The organism is Streptomyces sp. NPDC087906 (assembly GCF_055584925.1).
Map to the genome: position 1 here is coordinate 141,628 of NZ_JBVJLC010000006.1, position 17,133 is coordinate 158,760.

Sequence of the window (17,133 nt, forward strand, 5' to 3'; positions counted from 1 at the left end):
GGCTCCACCGGCGTCAACGGTGTTGGCTGCGGGTACCCGATGATCAAACTGCATAAACGGGTAACTTTCCCGCAGCGCCGTGCCGAACAAAGGGGGCTGAGGAGCGCGATCGAGGCCGTTCCGTCAGGCCGCGTCCGCCTTCTCCTGCCCTGCCTTCTCCTGCTCGGCCGAGCCCGTGAGGTCCTGCGGGACCTCCACGTTCCATGCGGTCATCACCGGCCGGTCGTGCTCGGTGCCGAGCCGGGAGATCGTGCCGGTCTCCAGTTTGAAGAGCCCGCCGCCGGCCGGGGCAAGACCGAGGTAGCGGGCGGTGAGCACGCGCAGGAAATGGCCGTGCGACACGAGCACGACATCGTCGTCCGAGGAGCGCAGCGCCTCCAGAGCCCTGGCGAGCACCCGGTCGGCGCGCTCGCCGACCGCCGCCGGACTCTCGCCCGGATGGTCGGCGGGGCCCGGTGCCACGCCGTCGGTCCACAGGTCCCAGTCGGGCCGGGTCTCGTAGATCTCCTCGGTGGTGACGCCCTCGTAGCCGCCGTAGTCCCACTCGTGCAGATCCGGTACGACCTCGTAGGGGGAGAGCCCGGCCAGCTCGGCCGTGCGCCGGGTCCGCTGCGCAGGGCTGACCAGTGTCAGCCCGATCGTGAGCCCCGCCAGCAGCGGCACGACGGCGACCGCCTGTCTCTCACCGTTCTCGGTGAGCGGGAGGTCGGTATGGCCGGTGTGCTGCCCGGACAGGGACCAGGCGGTCTCGCCGTGCCGTACGAGGATCAACTCACCCATCGGTGCCGCCCACTTCCCGCTCTCTCGCCGTCCCGCCGCCGACGTCGTCCCGGCGGCCTGCTCGCCACCAGTGTCCCCTGTAACGGCGGACGGGTCATGGCGGGAATGCCACCGGGGGGCGTCGCGTTACACCGCATGTACCGCTTGATGCAAACGAAACCCATTCCCGGCTGAGATCGGGACGGTTTCCACCGACAGTGTCTGGAGATGTTCATGGCACGCAGCGAGACCCGTCCGGTCATCACCCTGCGCTCCACCGCGGGTACGGGACAGACCTACGTGACACGCAAGAACCGTAGGAACGACCCCGACCGGCTGGAGCTGCGCAAGTTCGACTCCGCGGCCGGCGAGCACGTCCTGTTCCGAGAGGCGCGCTGACCGCGCGGCGGCCCGTTCCGGGCGCCCGAGACCGTCACTCCGCAATCGCCGTTCCGAGGAAGGATCACGTAATGAAGCCTGGTATCCACCCCGTCTCCCGTCCGGTCGTCTACCGCGACCGCGCCGCGGGAGCAGCCTTCCTGACCCGTTCCACCGCTGACTCGACTCAGCGGGTGGAGTGGGAGGACGGCAACACGTACCCCGTCATCGACGTGGAGATCTCCTCCGCGAGCCACCCGTTCTACACCGGCAAGGGCCGGGTCGTGGACACGGCGGGCCGCGTGGAGCGCTTCGAGCGCCGCTACGGGACGGACCGCGGCTGACCGCCTGACGCGAGAGCCGTAGAGCCGGGCAGCACCCCTGGAAAAGGGGAGCTGCCCGGCTCTTTCTTGTGCCCGGGGTCCGCGTGCCGGGGGGAAGCCGGGGCGGCGTGCTCAGCCGACCGGTGCTTCGAGGGATTCGAGGGACCGCACCAGCGGAGCGAGCTGCGGCACCCGGGCCGCCGCGTCCAGCGCCTCGCGCAGCGCGGCGGCGTTGGTCGGGCGCGCCTCGGCGAGCAGGTCGAGGCCCGGGGCGCTCACGTTGGTGTAGATGCCCCTGCGGTCGGTGGGGCAGAGGTAGCGGACGAGCAGGCCGCGGTCCTCGAGGCGGGTCACCAGGCGGGTCGTGGCACTCTGGCTGAGCACCACGGCCTCGGCGACCTGCTTCATCTGCAGATGGCCGCCCTCGCCGTCGTGCTGCCTGCTGAGCACGTCCAGCAGGGAGTACTCGCGCGCGCTCAGTTCGTGGGCCGCCTGCAGGGCCCGCTCTATGTGGCTCTCGATCCTGTCGTGCAGCAGCGAGAGGGCGCACCAGCCCTGGGCGAGGCCGGTGAGCGCGGGGTCGGTGGCGGTCATACGTGCTCCTGCGGGAGGGGGTGCGGCCGGTACGGGTGCTGCCGTCCAGGATAGAGCACGGCTGCAATAGAGTGCGCTTGCGCATAGTCCGCGTGTGCAAGTATTGTGGGCGCTTGTTAAGCGCACGTGCAATCATCCTCGGAAAGGCGACAGCCCATGCCGCTCGCACTCATCGCCCTGGCCATCGGGGCCTTCGGTATCGGCACCACCGAGTTCGTGATCATGGGGCTGCTCCCCGACGTCGCCGCCGACTTCGGTGTCACGATCCCGACCGCGGGCCTGCTGGTGACCGGCTACGCCCTCGGGGTCGTCGCCGGCGCACCGGTGATGACGCTCCTCGGCACCCGGATCTCGCGCAAACGCATGCTGATGCTCCTGATGGGGCTCTTCGTCGCGGGGAACGTGCTGTCCGCGCTCGCCACCGGCTTCGGGATGATGCTGGCCGGGCGTGTCGTGGCCTCGCTCGCCCACGGAGCGTTCTTCGGGATCGGCTCCGTCGTGGCCGCGGGACTCGTCGCGCCGCAGAAGAAGGCCGGCGCCATCGCCATGATGTTCACCGGCCTCACCGTCGCCAACGTCGTCGGCGTACCGCTCGGCACCTACATAGGCCAGAGCGTCGGCTGGCGCGCCACGTTCTTCGTCGTCGCCGCTCTCGGCGTCGTCGGTCTCCTCGGCATCGCCAAGCTGGTGCCGGAACAGCCGAAGCCGCAGGGCGTACGGCTGCGCCATGAACTGGCCGCCTTCCGCAACGCGCAGGTGCTGCTCGCCATGGCGATGACGGTCCTCGGCTTCGGCGCGGTCTTCGCCGCGATCACCTACATCGCGCCGATGATGACCGAGACGGCCGGCTTCGCCGACTCCTCCGTCACCTGGCTGCTGGTGCTGCTCGGCGTCGGCATGGTCGTGGGAAATCTCGTCGGCGGCCGGTTCGCCGACCGGCGGCTGATGCCGCTGCTCTACGTCTCGCTGGGCTCGCTCGCCGTCGTCATGGCGCTGTTCACGCTCACCGCGCACCACAAGGCCGCGTCCGCCGTCACGATCCTGCTGATCGGCGCCCTCGGCTTCGCGACCGTACCGCCGCTGCAGAAGCGGGTGCTCGACCAGGCGTCGGCGGCGCCGACCCTCGCCTCGGCCGTCAACATCGGCGCCTTCAACCTCGGCAACGCGCTCGCGGCCTGGCTCGGCGGCATCGTCATCTCCGCCGGATTCGGCTACACCGCGCCCAACTGGGTCGGCGCCGCGCTCGCCGCCTCGGCGCTCGCGCTCGCCCTTGTCTCCGGCGCCCTTGAACGCCGCAGCCACGCGGCGGGCCGCCCGGTCGCCGTTCCGGTGGCACAGCTCACACGGGTCAGTGCGGGCGCCGTGGAACACGAACCGATGGTTGAGCGTTCATCCATACGTGGCTGAGCGGCCACCCAGGAACGGCCCCGACTGGAACCCCCCGAACCAGTCGGGGCTTTCCCGTGCGTGTGCCAGGCTTCGTGTCGACCGGCCAGACTCGTCGACACCCCTGGAGAACGACGCGTGTCCTCTCTCTTCCCCGCCCTGGCAACGGGCTCGGACCGGCCCGCCCTGCGCTTCGGCGACCGCACGCTCAGCTACGACGAGCTGGCCGCTTCGGCGGCCGGCGTCGCCGCCCGGATCGCGGGCAGCCACCGGGTCGCCGTCTGGGCCACGCCCACCCTGGGCACAGCGGTGGGCGTGGTGGCCGCGCTGCTCGCCGGGGTGCCCGCCGTACCGGTCAATCCGGGCAGCGGCGAGCGCGAGCTGGCCCATGTCGTCACCGACAGCGCGCCCTCGCTCGTCATCGCCGAGCAGGACGCCCAACTCCCGCCCGCGCTGGCCGCCCTGGAGCGCGTCGACCCCCGGTCGGCAGGACCCGCGGCAGCCCTGCCCGACGAGCCGTCCGCCGAGTCACCCGCACTGATCGTCTACACCTCCGGCACCACGGGCCCGCCGAAGGGCGCCGTCCTGTCACGGCGGGCCGTCGCCGCCACGCTCGACGCGCTCGCCGACGCCTGGCAGTGGACCGCCGACGACGTCCTGGTCCACGCACTGCCGCTCTTCCACGTCCACGGGCTGATCCTCGGCGTCCTCGGCCCGCTGCGCAGGGGCGGCTCCGTCGTCCATCTGGGCCGCTTCGAGACCGGGGCCGTCGCCCGCGCACTGGCCGGGGGCGGCACCATGCTCTTCGGCGTACCGACCATGTACCACCGCGTCGCCGAAGCGCTTCCCGACGACCCCGCGCTCGCCAAGGCCCTGGCCGGTGCCCGGCTGCTGGTGTCGGGCTCCGCCGGACTCCCGCTCCACGACCACCGGCGGATCGCCGCGGCCACCGGCCGCGGGGTCGTCGAGCGCTACGGCATGACGGAGACGCTGATGAACACCAGCGTCCGCGCCGACGGCGAACCGCGCCCCGGCACGGTCGGACCGCCGCTGCCCGGCGTGGAACTGCGGCTCGTCGACGAGTCGGACGCGGTGATCGGCGTGTCCGACGGCGAGACCATCGGCGAGATCCAGGTACGCGGCCCGAACCTGTTCACCGAGTATCTGAACCGTCCCGAAGCGACCGAGGCCGCCATGACCGACGGCTGGTTCCGTACCGGCGACATGGCCACCCGCGACGGCCAGGGCAATATCCGGATCGTCGGCCGCAAGGCCACCGATCTGATCAAGAGCGGTGGCTACAAGATCGGCGCGGGCGAGATCGAGAGCGTCCTGCTCGAACACCCCGGTGTGCGCGAGGCGGCGGTGACGGGGGAGCCCGACGACGACCTCGGCGAGCGGATCGTCGCCTGGATCGTCCCCGAACTGCCCGGCGACCCACCGGCCGCCGAAGCCCTCGCCGCACATGTGACGGCGCAGCTCTCGGCCCACAAGCGGCCGCGCGTCGTGCGCTATCTGGACGCCCTGCCCCGCAACGACATGGGCAAGATCATGAAGCGGGCGCTCCATGGCTGACAGCGGAGCGGCCGACGGAACCAGTGGCAGAGCGAGCCGCCTGACGGCGCGTCAGGCGATTGCCGCCGTCACCGGCGGCGCCCCCGGCGCCTTCACCGAACTGCCCGCAGCGCGCCGCGAGGCGGCGCCCGGCGGACCGCTCGGCTGGAAGGGGTACGACGAACAGCGCGCCCGCGCCGCCGAAGTCACCGGCGAGGACGAATCCGTCGTCTGCGGCCTGGCACGCATCGGCGGCGGCCGGGCGGTCCTGATCTCCTTCGAGTTCGGCTTCCTCGGCGGCTCACTCGGCGAAGCGACCGGGGACCGGCTCGAAGCGGCCTACACCCACGCGCGCGAAGCGCGGCTGCCCGTCGTCTCACTGATCGCCACCGGCGGGAGCCGGATGCAGGAAGGGATGCGCGCGCTGCTCCAACTCCAGCGGGTGGCGCAGCAGTCGGCGCTCAACCGGAGCGCGGGACTGCCCCAGCTCGCCGTGGTGCGCGACCCCACGGCCGGCGGCGGCTGGGCCACGCTCGGCGCGGGCGCCGATGTCGTCCTGGCCCTGCCCGGCGCCCAGATCGGCTTCGCCGGGTCGCGGGTCAGGCCGGCCGACGCCGACCCGTACGCGTACACGGCCGAAGCCCAACTGGCGGCCGGTCATATCGACGGGATCGTGGCCGAGGACGACCTGCGGGCCACCGTCGCCCGCTGGCTGACCCTGCTCACCGGAGCCTCCACCGAGCCCGCCCCACCGCCCGCGGGCCTCGGCCACACCGGGCTCCCGGGCAGCGGCTGGGACGCGGTCGGCCAGGCCAGATCGCCGCTGCGGCCGCGCGCCGCCGCCTATCTCAACGCGTACTTCAGCGGCTCCGAGCCCATCAACGGCGACCGCTGCGGCGGCACCGACCCCGGCATGCTCTGCGGCTTCGGACGGCGCGACGGGCATACGGTCGCCTACGCGGCGCAGTGCGGCACCCCCACCCTCCCGGCCGGCTACCGGACCGCCGCCCGGCTGATCCGGCTCGCCGACCGGCTCGCGATCCCCGTCCTCACCCTCGTCGACACACCCGGCGCCGCCAACGACGCCGAGGCGGAGCGGACCGGCGCGGGCGCCGCCATCGCCGACTGCTTCGCCGCCCTGGCCACCGTCCGGGTCCCGGTCACCACGCTGCTGATCGGCGAGGGCGGGTCAGGCGGCGCGCTGGCCCTGTCCGCCCCCGGCAACACCTGGGCCACACCGGACAGTTACTTCTCCGTCATCGCACCCGAAGCCGCCGCCTCGATCCTCAAACGGCCGCCTGAGGAGATCCGCGCGACCGCCGACCAGTTGCGGCTACGGCCCCAGGATCTGCTGGAACTCGGAGCCGTCAGAGGGGTGGTGCCGTCCTTATTCTCATGAGCCTCTCACCGGCCTTTCAGACAAGGTGCTTAAGGTGAAGCCGTGACGTATTCGACTCCGCCAGGCTGGCATCCCGATCCAGGACACACAGGTGACGGCCCCCGTCAGGAACGATGGTGGGACGGATCGGCGTGGACCGATCAGCTCCGCTCCGCCGACCCGGCGGCCTGGGGCGCCCCCGGAGCGCCGCCCTACCCCGCGGCGGCGCCGCCGGCTCCCCGCAGACGCGGCCGGCGGATCGCCATCGGCGCCACGGCCGTGGTGGTGGCCGCGGCGCTCGCGGGCGGCTTCTATCTGCTCGGGCGGAGCGGCGGCGACGACGACAACGCGAGTTCCGCCGCGTCCGCCGCCCCCTCGCAGCCCGGCGGCGGCAACGGCGGCGGGGACACCGGCGGTCTCGGCGGCGGGAACGGCGGTCTCGGCGGGGGCAGCGGCGGCGGCGACACCGGCGGAAGTGGCGGCGGGGACACCGGAGGCGGCAGCGGCGGCGGCCAGAACGGCGGACCGCAGCAGCCGCAGACCGAACCGGGCTTCGCCACCGACGCGGCCAGCGGAATCAGCATCCCCGTGCCGGACGGCTGGAAGGGCCAGTCGGGCACCGTGGGCGCCGCCGTCTCGACCGGCGACTACAAGTGCCCCGGCGACGCCTCCAAGATGTGCGAGCGCGGCGGGGTCTCCTCCTCGCCCGCCGCCGCCCTGAACAATCAGGCGGCCACCGCCAAGGCGACCGCCGAGAAGGACATCGCGGCCAACGCCCAGGAGTCGTACGGCGGTTCGGTCTACGGAAAGATCACCTCGCACCAGCAGCTCAAGTCCGAAGCGGTCACCGTGGCGGGCCAGCAGGGCTACCTGGTGCGCTGGAAGGTCGTCACCGCCAAGGGCGACGACGGCTATGTGCAGTCGCTGGCCTTCCCCTCACCGTCCAGCCCCAAGCTGCTGGTCCTCGTACGCTCCGGCTTCGACGTCAACACCAAGGCGCCCAAGCTGGAAGTCATGGACCAGATCACGAAGGGCATCAAGGCGGCGGCCGGCGCGGCAGGCGGCAGCGGCCAGGGAGCCTGACGGCACAGCCGGAATCACGCATCTCACCACGCAGTTCCGAAGGGCGGTCCGCAGCGGCGGGCCGCCCTTCGAGATCTTTCCGGTGTGCGGACAGGGCCGGGAGAGCCCCATCGCACGTACACTCCTCTCATGGGTTGTTCACGTGCGATGAGGGAGTGCCTGCGACAGGCCGTGCCCTGCGCGCTGTGTTCGGCCGCCGCTCACGCGGTGGCGAACGGCCCGGGCCCGGTGTCCGCACCGGAAGCCGGCTGTCGCGCCCTGCACGGCCACGGCTAACACGTCCCGAGGTATCCCGGACGGCCGCGCGGCCCTGATCCCGCCGTACGCCCGGACCGGCATCCCGCCAGGTCCGCCCCGGCCCCAGCACCACCCGGCGCCCCCGGCGCGGCATCCCGCCCACCGCACTCTCCCGTACGGCGCACAGCCCGTATCTCCCCACACCCCAGCGACGCCACGGCGCGCGGCGGGCGCCCCTCGGCGTCCGCCGCACGGCCGGTGACGCCGCACCTTCGAGAGGATCCCTGTGAAGCTGAGCGAGTTGCTCGCCGGACACGACCACCAGATTCTGCAGGGCGATCCGGAGACGGCGATCACCGCGGGCACCTGCTTCGACGCCCACCGGGCCACCCCGGGCTCGCTGTTCATCGCCGTTCCCGGCCACCGCGAGGGCGGCCCCGAGTCGGTCGGCCCCGCGCTCGCCCGCGGCGCCGTCGCCGTCCTGGTCGACGCGGGGTCCCCCGACCTGCCGGCGCCCGCGTGGGCCGCCGACGAGAAGGTATGCGTGGTGCGGGTACGCGACACGCGAGTGACCGCGGCCGTCGTCGCCTCCCGCTACTACGGCGAACCCGGCCGCGCGATGGACATGGTGGCCGTCACCGGCACCAACGGGAAGACCTCCGTCTCCTACATGGTGGAGTCCGTACTGCGACTCGCCGAGGGCGCGCATGTCGGCGTCATCGGCACGGCCGGGAGCCGGATCGGCGACGAGCTGATCCCCATGCCGAGATCCGTGCTGACCACCCCCGAATCGCCCGACTTCCAGTACCTGCTGGGCGTCATGCGGGACCGCTCGGTCGGCACCGTCGTGCTGGAGGCCACCTCGATGGGGCTGCTCACGCACCGCGTCGACCACTCCTTCATCGACGTCGGCATCTTCACCAACCTGACGCAGGACCACCTCGACGACCACGGCACGATGGAGAACTACCGGGACGCCAAACTCCGGCTGTTCCAAGGACTCTGCCGGCGCGCCGTCGTCAACGCCGACGACCCGGTGGGCGCGAGCATCGCGGCGATGATGCCCGGGAACGTCAAGACGTACGCCCTCGACGCCGAGGCCGACTACAAGGCGACCGACCTCCACATGGACGCCTTCGGCACCCGCTTCACGCTGCACCACGCGGGGCACAAGTACCCGGCCGCGATCCCCGTCCCCGGCCGCTTCTCGGTCTCCAACGCCCTGGCGACCCTCGCCGCCTGCCACCAGCTCGGCCACGACCTGCGCGGACTGGTGGGCGCCCTCGACCGGATGCCGCCGATCCCCGGCCGGTTCGAGCGCTTCGAGACCCCGAACGGCACCGCCGTCATCGTGGACTACGCGCACTCGCCCGACTCCCTGGAGAAGGTCCTCACCACCATCAAGGACTTCGCGCGCGGCCGGATCGTCACCGTCTTCGGCTGCGGCGGCGACCGCGACATCACCAAGCGCGCCACCATGGGCGAGATCGCCGGCACGCACTCCGACCTGTGCGTGCTCACCTCCGACAACCCCCGCGACGAGGACCCCGAGGCGATCCTGGACCAGATCGCCCCCGGCCTCACCGCAACCGGCACCCCGTACGAGCGGCTCGCCGACCGCCGCGAGGCCATCGCCTTCGCGCTGGCCTCCGCGGGGCGCGACGACATCGTGCTCATCGCGGGCAAGGGCAGCGAGCCGTACCAGATCGTCGGCGAGCGGTTGATCCCGTTCAGCGACATGGCGACCGTGCGCGAACTCGCCGGGGTCTGATCGGACGAGCCCGGCCGGACACGACCGGGGCGGCGGGCGGACTTCTGCGATGCTGGCGGCGTGCCGCCCACCGCCAGCGCCCCCGAACCGGTCACGCCCCAGCCGGTCACGCCCGAACCCGTCACCCCCGACCCGCCCAGGCAGGAGCCGAAGCCGCTGCTCACCCAGTCGTGGCTGGACCTCGCCTTCCTGCACTGGACCGCCGACCCGGCGACGGTAGCTCCGCTGCTGCCGCCGGGGACCGTCCCCGACACCCTCGACGGGACCACCTACGTGGGACTCGTCGCCTTCCGCATGCACCGCATCGGCTGGCTCCGGCTGCCCGGCATCCCGTATCTGGGCAGCTTCCCCGAGACCAACGTCCGGCTGTACTCCGTCGACCGACAGGGCAGGCGCGGCGTGGTCTTCCGCTCGCTCGACGCCTCCCGGCTGATCCCCGTCGTCGTCGCCAGGGCCGCCTTCAAACTGCCGTACACCTGGTCCCGGATGACCGTCGACCGCGCCGGTGACACCCTCACGTACACCAGCCGCAGGCGCTGGCCGGGACCGCGCGGCGCCGCCAGCAGGATCGGGCTGCGGGTCGGGGAGCGCGTCGAAGAGCCCACCGCGCTCGAACACTTCGTGACCGCCCGCTGGGGGCTGCACAACACCGTGCTGGGACGCCCGCTCTTCCTGCCGAACAGCCATCCCCGCTGGGCCCTGCACCGCGCCGAACTGACCGAGCTGTCCGAGGACCTGCTGACCGCCGCCGGGCTGCCCGCACCGGCGGGCGGTCCGGTGAGCGTGCTCTACTCGCCCGGCGTGCCCGTACGGTTCGAGCGCCCGCGTCCCGCGCCCGCCGAACAGGTGACATGATCGGGCTCTTCAGCGTGAGGAGGAACCACAGTGCTGGTTCCGGCATCCACCGTGCACCTGGCCGACGGCCCGGGGGACTGGGCGGTGGTCGTGCTCGCGGGAGAGGTTGACCTGGGCCTCGTACCCGAGGTGCGTGCCGCGCTCGACGGGCTGCTGGCCGAGAACAGGACCCGGATCGTGCTCGACCTCGCCCTCGTGTCGTTCATGGACTCCGCCGGTATCGGTGTGCTGGTGTACGGAATGCGCCGGGCCGAGGCGCGGCCCGGCGGCGGGCTGCGGATCGCGGCGGCAGGCCCGCAGGTCAGCAAACTGCTCGAACTCACCGGACTCTCCGAGGTCATCCCCGGGTACGCGGATCGGAAGGCCGCCTGCGAGGGGCGGTCCGGCTGACCTCGTGACGGGGCCGCCGAACCATGGTCCGCAGGGCCCTGCCGCCGGCGCGCGGCAGACACACTACGTGGGGGAGATCATGTCCGACGTCAGCTCAGACGTCAGCTCCGACCTCGGCCTGGAACCGGGCGGGTACGCCGACGGCGACCTGCTGTCCGCGCTGTTCGACCACGCGGGCGCCGGTATGTACGCCGTCGACGCCACGGGCCGCGTCATCGCCTGCAACCCCTGGGCCGAACACCTGCTCGGCTACGCCCCCGGCGGCCTCGTCGGACTCGACGCGCAGCTCGCACTGCACCCGCCGCGCGCCGGCGAGCACGGCGTGCCCGTCCAGCAGCCCGCGCACAGCGTGGTCGCCGCAGGCCGCCGGGTCAGCGGCGACAGGGCCGTACTGCTGCGCGCCGACGGCACCCCGCTGCCCGTCTGGTGGTCGGCGGCGCCCCTGCCGCGCGGCGGGTCGGCGGCCGGCGGCCCCGGCGGCGCCGTCGTCGTGTTCCACGACACCGGCGCCGAGCGGGAGCGCATCGACCGCAGCGCCGACCGCTACGCGTACAGCGAGATGGCCCGCGAGCAGGCCGAGTACGAACTGGCCGAGGCCACCTGGCTCGGCGATCTGACGCTCGCCCTGGTGAGCACCCTGGAGGCGGACGAGGCACTCGCCCGGGTCGCCAGGCTCCTCGTACCCCGGCTCGCCGACGCCGCCGTCATCGACCTCGTCGTCGACCGGGGGAGGGTGCGGCGCACCGCCTGGACCCACCAGGACACCGACCAGGTGCCCGCCGAAGTGCTCGAAGCCGACCCGCCCGCGTACACGGAGGCGTCGGCGGCGCCGCTGGCCCAGGTGCTGACCGGCGGACCGACCCAGTACCTGAGCGCGCCCTTCCACACCGCTGACCCGGCGCCGCCCGCCGAAGGCGACGCACTCGGCAGGGCCACGACAGCCATGCTCACCGAACTCGCCGCCGAGCACGTCCTGATCGTGCCCGTACGGCTGCGCACCAGCACCTTCGGCGCGCTGACCCTCAGCCGGGGCGCCGCCGGCCCGCCGTTCAGCGCCGCCGACCGGGTGCTCGCCGAGGAGGTGGCGCGCCGTACCGCGCTCGGACTCGACAACGCCCGGCTGCACGCCCAGCAGGCCGACATCGCCGCCACCCTCCAACGCGCCCTGCTCACCGACCTGCCCGACGTCAGCACGCTGGAACTCGCCGCGCACTACCGCCCCGCCGAGCGGACCGCCGAGGTCGGCGGCGACTGGTACGACGCGTTCCCGCTGCCCGACGGGGACCTCGCCCTGGTGGTCGGTGACGTCACGGGCCACGACATACAGGCCGCGGCGCGGATGAGCGAACTGCGCAACATGCTCAGGGCCCTGGCCGTCGACCGGCCCGACGAGGACCCCGGCACCATCCTGCGCCGCCTGGACACCGCACAGGCGCATCTGCGGCTCGCGGACTCCGCCACCGTCGTACTGGCCAGGCTGCACGCCCTGCCGGACGGCGCCTGGCAGCTCCGCTGGTCGACGGCGGGCCACCCGCCGCCGCTGCTCATCACCGCGGACGGCAGGACCCGGTACCTGACCGACGCGCACTCCATGCTGATCGGGCTGCGCCCGAACACCGTCCGCCCGACGGCGACCACCGAACTGCCGCCCGGATCGACCGTTCTGCTCTACACCGACGGCCTGATCGAGTCCCGCACCCAGGACATCGACACCGGCATGACCCGGCTGCGGCAGCACACCGCCGTCCACCACGCACAGCCGCTGGACCGGCTGTGCGTCACCCTCGCCAGGACGCTCGGCGACATCCGGGACGACATCACGCTGATCGCCGCGCGTATCCCGCCCGTGCCGTGACCGCCGTGACCCGCCGTACCGGCCTGGGCGCCGGTGCCGTACGCCTCGCTCAGCGCCGGCCGGCGGCCACCGCGGTGCCCAGCGTCTCCGGGGCGCCGCAGTACGCCAGACCGTCCAGCGGGCGGTCCGTGCAGAACCGCGCGACGAGATCCGCGAAGTCGGCGATCCGCTCCACCGGCGCCAGATGGTCCGTCTCCTCGATGGTGAGGAACCGCGCCTCCGGCAGTCGCGCCGCCACCTCGCGGCCCATCGCCGGGGTGCACAGGGTGTCGTGCTCACCGGTCACCACCAGGCTCGGCACGGCCGGAACCGGCTCCGGGCGGTACCACTCGTGGCGCATCAGCCGGGTGTTGTGCTCGGCGGACATCCGGAGCTGCTCGGGCGTCTGCCCGGCGATCTGCTGGTAGACCAGCCGGGACACCGCCGCGTGCTTGCGCACCCGCCCGGTGCCGGGCGGGGACATGAAGCGGTCCGCCAGCTCCCGTGCGATGGTCTCCGTCTCACCGCGCTCGATCATCACGGCCCAGCGCTCCATCGCCGCCGCGTAGTCCGCGGGGATCCGGGTCGTCATGCCGACCAGCAGCAGCCGCGCCAGCATCCCCGGGTAGTGCTGGGCGAAGCGCACCCCGACCGCGCCGCCGTAGCAGGCGGCGACCAGATTGATCCGGGCCACGCCCAGCTCGGTCAGCAGATGGCGGACGGCCGCTGCCAGGAAGTCGACGCCGTACAGGGCGGGCAGGAAGTCGGCCGTGCCGTAGCCGGGCAGGTCGACGGTGATCACCTGTCCCAGCGGGGCGAGCCACTTCTCGTGCCGCTGCCACGAGTTGCGGTCCTGCGACGAACCGCCGAGCACCAGCATGGGCTCGGTCACCGGCGTCTCGTTGTGCACGATCCGGCAGGTGTAGCGGAACCCGTCGAACGTCAGATCCCGCTCCTCGACCCGGCCGGGTACGCCGTCCCGGTCGGCCGCCTGCTCCGGCACGGTCCGGTGAGCACGCGGCGATTGCTGGTCCTGGGCGAGGACGGCATCGATGGTCATGGGTGGCTCCAGAGCTCCGAAACGGGCAACGACGTCCTTGCCTAGCAGTCCGCGCGAGCCGACCGGACATCATTGCCCCGTACGAGGGCGATTCGCCCGCCGCGGCCCGCTGATGGATTCGACACTCGATCAGCCGGGGGACGCCGGCCGGGGACGCTTGACTTCGAGCGCGCTCGAATCCGTAGCCTGAGATGTATGACAACGCCGCAGCACACGATCGGATCAGGGTTCGGAGCCCGCACCACGGCGGCCGAGACACTGCGCGGGATCGACCTCACCGGGAAACTCGCCGTGGTGACCGGCGGCTACTCCGGCCTCGGCCTGGAGACGACACGCGCCCTGGCAGGCGCCGGCGCCCGGGTCGTCGTACCGGCCCGCCGCCCCGAGGCCGCGCGCGAGGCGCTCGCCGGCCTCGACGGCGTGGAGGTGGACGAACTGGACCTCGGCGACCTGGAGAGCGTACGGGCCTTCGCGGACCGCTTCCTCGCCTCGGGCCGCACCATCGACATCATGATCAACAGCGCCGCCGTCATGGCCTGCCCGGAGACCCGGGTGGGGCCCGGCTGGGAGGCGCAGTTCGCGACCAACCACCTCGGACACTTCGCCCTGGTCAACCGGTTGTGGCCGGCCGTGGCCCCGGGCGCGCGGATCATCTCCGTCTCCTCGGCGGGCCACCGCAACTCGGCCATCCGCTGGGACGACCTCCAGTTCGAGCGCGGCTACGAGAAGTGGCAGGCGTACGGCCAGGCGAAGACGGCCAACGCGCTGTTCGCCGTGCGGCTCGACGCGCTGGGCCGCGACAAGGGCGTACGGGCCTTCTCCCTGCATCCCGGCGGCATCCTCACACCGTTGCAGCGCCATCTGCCCAAGGAGGAGCAGATCGCGCTGGGCTGGATCGACGAGGACGGCAATCTGCTCAACCACTCGTTCAAGACGCCCGCGCAGGGCGCCGCCACCCAGGTGTGGGCCGCGACCTCGCCGCAGCTCGCCGGTAAGGGCGGGGTGTACTGCGAGGACTGCGACATCGCGGAACCGGCGGCCGAGGGCGAGTTCAAGGGCGGCGTGCGCGCGTACGCCACCGACCCCGAGCAGGCGGCGCGGCTGTGGGCGCTCTCGGCTGAACTGACCGGCGTCGACGCCTTCGCCGCCACCGGCTGAGCGGTGCGCGGCCGTTCGTGAAGCGGCGCCGCTGCGCGCTGCCGTGAACGCGCGGCCTCCCCGGCCGGACAGGTGGTCAGGCTGTCCGCCCGGGGAGGGGTGTGACGACGGGGGAGTGTCGCCCCCCGTTCCGGCGCGTGCTAGTTCTTCGCGCCGCCCGGCAGGGCGTTCGCCAGCTTGGCGCAGTTGGTGCCGTTCTTGCCGGCGGTCGAGTCGCCGATGGTGCCCGACCAGGTGACGCACTGTCCCTTGGCGGTCAGGTAGACCGGGCCCGCGTACGAGGTGTAGTTCCCGGCGTCGACCACCGGCACGCCGCTCGGGGCCAGCCGGATGCTCGCCACCATGTACACCTTGGCGCCGGCCTTGGCCCGCTGCGTCACGACGCAGTTCTTGCCGGTCTTCGCGTTGTACGTGAGGAAGACCGTCCCCGCCGTACCGATCGGCGCCGAGTTCACGACCCCGTAGCCGGCGCCGCAGACGCCGTTGTAGACCACCGCCGCCGCTGCCTTCGGAACCGGCTTGGCCGCCGCCTCGGTCCGGGTGGCGGCCCCTGCCTGCGGTGCGAGAACCGCCGCCCCGCAGACCAGGGTGGTGGCGAGTGCGCCGATCGCGGTGGCACGCTGAGAGAAGATCATGTCTTGCCCCGTTTCCTCGATTGAGTGACGCTGGTCACGCGTCACATTCATTACGACCCGTGAGGCAGGGCAGGAGTTGTAGGGCCCGCTGCCTGTTACGAAATCGGGACACTTCGCGACATGGAAGGTCATCGGAGATGCCGAAAACGCCACGACTGACCCTGACGGGTACGGTTTTGTCCGCCCCTGACGTGCCGCTGCTGGCGGGCTTCTACCGGGAGCTGCTCGGCTGGGAGGTCGTGCAGGACGAGCCCGGCTGGGTCAAGCTGACGCCGCCCGGCGGCGGTGCGAGCGTGGCGGTCCAGCACGAGGAGTTCTACACGCGGCCCACTTGGCCGGCCGAGGCCGACCGGCAGCAGATGATGCTCCATCTGGACTTCGAGGTGGACGACCTGGCCTCCGCGACGGCCCACGCGGTCTCGCTCGGCGCCGAGGTCGCCGCGGTCCAGCCGCAGGACGACGTACGGGTCTGCCTGGACCCGGCGGGCCACCCGTTCTGCCTCTGGGTGGCCACGGACTGACGCACCGCCGACTCGACGGGCCCCGCCCACCTGCCCCGCTCGGCGCGCGCGTCCGCCAGGATCAGGCGGTGCCCCGGTGGGTGAGGGTGGTGGGGAGCGTCAGGCGGCGGTGGGTCTTGGCCGGGTCGTTGATCTCCTCCAGCAGCAGCCGGGTGATGGTCCGTCCGATGTCCTCGGTCGGCTGGCTGACGCTCGTCAGGGGCGGCACGGTGTGGTGCGCCACGATCGAGTCGTCGAAGCCCACGATCGCCACGTCGTCGGGGACGCGGCGGCCGCGGTGGCGCAGCTCGGTCATCGCGCCGGCCGCCATCACGTCGGAGGCGGCGAAGACCGCGTCGATGTCGGGCCGCCGGTCGAGCAGTTCGCGCATCGCGGCCCGGCCGCCGTCCTCGGTGAAGTCGGCCGGGGCCACCAGCGTCTCGTCCGGCCTCACGCCGTGCTCGGTGTGCGCGTCGCGCCATCCCTGGAGGCGGCTGTGGCCGACGTCCATGTCCAGCGGCCCGGTGATCGTCGCGACCGTACGCCGTCCCCTGCCGAGCAGATGGCGGACGGCGGAGGCGGCGCCGCCGAGGTTGTCCGCGTGCACATGGCTGAGGGCCTCGGCCGGCGAGCGCCGCCCGGCGAGCACGGTCGGGATCTGCATCTTCTCCAGCAGCGCGGGCAGCGGATCGTCCCGGTGCACGGCGACCAGCAGCACCCCGTCGACGCGCTGCGCCTCAAAAAACCGGGTCAGCCTGGCCAGTTCACGCGGATCGCGGACGAGGATGAGCAGCAACTGCATCTCCGTGTCGGCCAGTTCCGTGCTCACCCCGCGGATCACTGCGGAGAAGTACGGCTCGGAGGCCAGCCTGCTCTCCGACTCGGGGATCACCAGCGCGATGCTGTCGGTCCTGCTGGTGACGAGGCTGCGCGCCGCCGGGTTGGGCACGTAGTTGAGCTGGGCGATCGCCGCCTCGACGGCCTTCCTGGCCTTCGGGCTGACGCCGGTCGAGCCGTTGACGACCCGGGAGACCGTTCCCCGGCCCACGCCGGCCAGCGCGGCGACGGCCTCAAGGGTCGGTCTCCGGCTCTGCCGGTTGCGGGGGTTCATCTGCTCTCCTGCTCCGTGAGGTCTGCGGAGAGTCTTCCATAATCGACTGGGAGCGCTCCCATACCGCGTCCGAGCGCTGCTGGCCTGTCCTGCCCCCCGGACACAAGCCGTCTTTGACCGACATGAC

The 17,133-nt window shown here is 72.5% G+C and carries 17 protein-coding genes; 12 read left to right on the plus strand and 5 right to left on the minus strand.

The genetic code is table 11. The features are described from left to right. Positions 1 to 123: 123 nt before the first annotated feature. The gene (locus tag ACZ63I_RS19505) at positions 124 to 780 is read right to left on the minus strand and encodes a histidine phosphatase family protein (protein ID WP_469340159.1); all 657 of its coding nucleotides are present in this window, start codon (positions 778 to 780) and stop codon (positions 124 to 126) included. Between the two features lie 213 nt (positions 781 to 993). Here ACZ63I_RS19505 and rpmG point away from each other — a divergent pair, with 213 nt between their 5' ends. Together rpmG and ACZ63I_RS19515 are read left to right on the plus strand one after the other, a co-directional pair. Beyond that, the gene (rpmG, locus tag ACZ63I_RS19510; protein ID WP_469340160.1) at positions 994 to 1,158 is read left to right on the plus strand and encodes a 50S ribosomal protein L33; all 165 of its coding nucleotides are present in this window, start codon (positions 994 to 996) and stop codon (positions 1,156 to 1,158) included. A 71-nt stretch (positions 1,159 to 1,229) separates the two neighbouring features. Continuing rightward, positions 1,230 to 1,481, plus strand: coding sequence for a type B 50S ribosomal protein L31 (locus ACZ63I_RS19515; protein ID WP_469340162.1), 252 nt, complete (start codon positions 1,230 to 1,232; stop codon positions 1,479 to 1,481). A 111-nt stretch (positions 1,482 to 1,592) separates the two neighbouring features. On the opposite strand, the gene ACZ63I_RS19520 is transcribed toward ACZ63I_RS19515, so the two are convergent. Next, the gene (locus ACZ63I_RS19520; RefSeq protein WP_469340163.1) at positions 1,593 to 2,054 is read right to left on the minus strand and encodes a MarR family winged helix-turn-helix transcriptional regulator; all 462 of its coding nucleotides are present in this window, start codon (positions 2,052 to 2,054) and stop codon (positions 1,593 to 1,595) included. 156 nt (positions 2,055 to 2,210) lie between these two features. Between ACZ63I_RS19520 and ACZ63I_RS19525 the strand changes: the two genes are divergently transcribed. From ACZ63I_RS19525 to ACZ63I_RS19560, 8 genes are all read left to right on the plus strand, one after another. Then, positions 2,211 to 3,461: an MFS transporter gene (locus ACZ63I_RS19525; protein WP_469340165.1), complete on the plus strand. Its 1,251-nt coding sequence runs from the start codon at positions 2,211 to 2,213 to the stop codon at positions 3,459 to 3,461. 117 nt (positions 3,462 to 3,578) lie between these two features. Further along, complete coding sequence (locus tag ACZ63I_RS19530; RefSeq protein WP_469340166.1) at positions 3,579 to 5,015, plus strand: acyl-CoA synthetase; 1,437 nt, start codon at positions 3,579 to 3,581, stop codon at positions 5,013 to 5,015. Then, a complete protein-coding gene (locus ACZ63I_RS19535; RefSeq protein ID WP_469340168.1) occupies positions 5,008 to 6,393 on the plus strand; it encodes a carboxyl transferase domain-containing protein in 1,386 nt (461 codons plus the stop codon). The genes ACZ63I_RS19530 and ACZ63I_RS19535 overlap by 8 nt, the downstream gene beginning before the upstream one ends. A 42-nt stretch (positions 6,394 to 6,435) precedes the next feature. Continuing rightward, the gene (locus tag ACZ63I_RS19540; RefSeq protein ID WP_469340169.1) at positions 6,436 to 7,455 is read left to right on the plus strand and encodes a DUF2510 domain-containing protein; all 1,020 of its coding nucleotides are present in this window, start codon (positions 6,436 to 6,438) and stop codon (positions 7,453 to 7,455) included. 523 nt (positions 7,456 to 7,978) lie between these two features. Further along, a complete protein-coding gene (locus ACZ63I_RS19545) occupies positions 7,979 to 9,463 on the plus strand; it encodes a UDP-N-acetylmuramoyl-L-alanyl-D-glutamate--2,6-diaminopimelate ligase (RefSeq protein WP_469340171.1) in 1,485 nt (494 codons plus the stop codon). Positions 9,464 to 9,523: 60 nt separating this feature from the next. Then, a complete protein-coding gene (locus ACZ63I_RS19550; RefSeq protein ID WP_469340173.1) occupies positions 9,524 to 10,318 on the plus strand; it encodes a YqjF family protein in 795 nt (264 codons plus the stop codon). Between the two features lie 30 nt (positions 10,319 to 10,348). Further along, positions 10,349 to 10,708 carry an STAS domain-containing protein gene (locus ACZ63I_RS19555; protein ID WP_469340175.1) on the plus strand — a complete coding sequence of 120 codons (360 nt, stop codon included), beginning with the start codon at positions 10,349 to 10,351 and terminating at the stop codon, positions 10,706 to 10,708. A gap of 79 nt (positions 10,709 to 10,787) precedes the next feature. Next, positions 10,788 to 12,563 (plus strand): PP2C family protein-serine/threonine phosphatase, encoded by a 1,776-nt coding sequence (locus ACZ63I_RS19560; protein ID WP_469340177.1) that lies wholly within the window; start codon positions 10,788 to 10,790, stop codon positions 12,561 to 12,563. A gap of 49 nt (positions 12,564 to 12,612) precedes the next feature. Here ACZ63I_RS19560 and ACZ63I_RS19565 read toward each other — a convergent pair whose 3' ends face one another. Beyond that, positions 12,613 to 13,602 carry an alpha/beta fold hydrolase gene (locus tag ACZ63I_RS19565; protein ID WP_469340179.1) on the minus strand — a complete coding sequence of 330 codons (990 nt, stop codon included), beginning with the start codon at positions 13,600 to 13,602 and terminating at the stop codon, positions 12,613 to 12,615. A 195-nt stretch (positions 13,603 to 13,797) separates the two neighbouring features. Between ACZ63I_RS19565 and ACZ63I_RS19570 the strand changes: the two genes are divergently transcribed. Next, a complete protein-coding gene (locus ACZ63I_RS19570) occupies positions 13,798 to 14,760 on the plus strand; it encodes an SDR family NAD(P)-dependent oxidoreductase (RefSeq protein ID WP_469340180.1) in 963 nt (320 codons plus the stop codon). A gap of 140 nt (positions 14,761 to 14,900) precedes the next feature. Here the strand turns inward: ACZ63I_RS19570 and ACZ63I_RS19575 are convergent, their stop codons facing one another. After that, positions 14,901 to 15,395 (minus strand): spore-associated protein A, encoded by a 495-nt coding sequence (locus tag ACZ63I_RS19575; protein WP_469340182.1) that lies wholly within the window; start codon positions 15,393 to 15,395, stop codon positions 14,901 to 14,903. 137 nt (positions 15,396 to 15,532) lie between these two features. On the opposite strand from ACZ63I_RS19575, the gene ACZ63I_RS19580 reads away from it, so the two are divergent. Beyond that, the gene (locus ACZ63I_RS19580; RefSeq protein WP_469340184.1) at positions 15,533 to 15,916 is read left to right on the plus strand and encodes a VOC family protein; all 384 of its coding nucleotides are present in this window, start codon (positions 15,533 to 15,535) and stop codon (positions 15,914 to 15,916) included. A gap of 61 nt (positions 15,917 to 15,977) precedes the next feature. On the opposite strand, the gene ACZ63I_RS19585 is transcribed toward ACZ63I_RS19580, so the two are convergent. Further along, the gene (locus ACZ63I_RS19585; protein ID WP_469340186.1) at positions 15,978 to 17,006 is read right to left on the minus strand and encodes a LacI family DNA-binding transcriptional regulator; all 1,029 of its coding nucleotides are present in this window, start codon (positions 17,004 to 17,006) and stop codon (positions 15,978 to 15,980) included. Positions 17,007 to 17,133 lie beyond the last annotated feature (127 nt).

Bases quoted from the DNA above. Each gene is read 5' to 3' on its own strand.
- ACZ63I_RS19505 (WP_469340159.1), bottom strand. From the start codon at position 780: ATGGGTGAGTTGATCCTCGTACGGCACGGCGAGACCGCCTGGTCCCTG.
- rpmG (WP_469340160.1), top strand. From the start codon at position 994: ATGGCACGCAGCGAGACCCGTCCGGTCATCACCCTGCGCTCCACCGCG.
- ACZ63I_RS19515 (WP_469340162.1), top strand. From the start codon at position 1,230: ATGAAGCCTGGTATCCACCCCGTCTCCCGTCCGGTCGTCTACCGCGAC.
- ACZ63I_RS19520 (WP_469340163.1), bottom strand. From the start codon at position 2,054: ATGACCGCCACCGACCCCGCGCTCACCGGCCTCGCCCAGGGCTGGTGC.
- ACZ63I_RS19525 (WP_469340165.1), top strand. From the start codon at position 2,211: ATGCCGCTCGCACTCATCGCCCTGGCCATCGGGGCCTTCGGTATCGGC.
- ACZ63I_RS19535 (WP_469340168.1), top strand. From the start codon at position 5,008: ATGGCTGACAGCGGAGCGGCCGACGGAACCAGTGGCAGAGCGAGCCGC.
- ACZ63I_RS19560 (WP_469340177.1), top strand. From the start codon at position 10,788: ATGTCCGACGTCAGCTCAGACGTCAGCTCCGACCTCGGCCTGGAACCG.
- ACZ63I_RS19565 (WP_469340179.1), bottom strand. From the start codon at position 13,602: ATGACCATCGATGCCGTCCTCGCCCAGGACCAGCAATCGCCGCGTGCT.
- ACZ63I_RS19570 (WP_469340180.1), top strand. From the start codon at position 13,798: ATGACAACGCCGCAGCACACGATCGGATCAGGGTTCGGAGCCCGCACC.
- ACZ63I_RS19575 (WP_469340182.1), bottom strand. From the start codon at position 15,395: ATGATCTTCTCTCAGCGTGCCACCGCGATCGGCGCACTCGCCACCACC.
- ACZ63I_RS19580 (WP_469340184.1), top strand. From the start codon at position 15,533: ATGCCGAAAACGCCACGACTGACCCTGACGGGTACGGTTTTGTCCGCC.
- ACZ63I_RS19585 (WP_469340186.1), bottom strand. From the start codon at position 17,006: ATGAACCCCCGCAACCGGCAGAGCCGGAGACCGACCCTTGAGGCCGTC.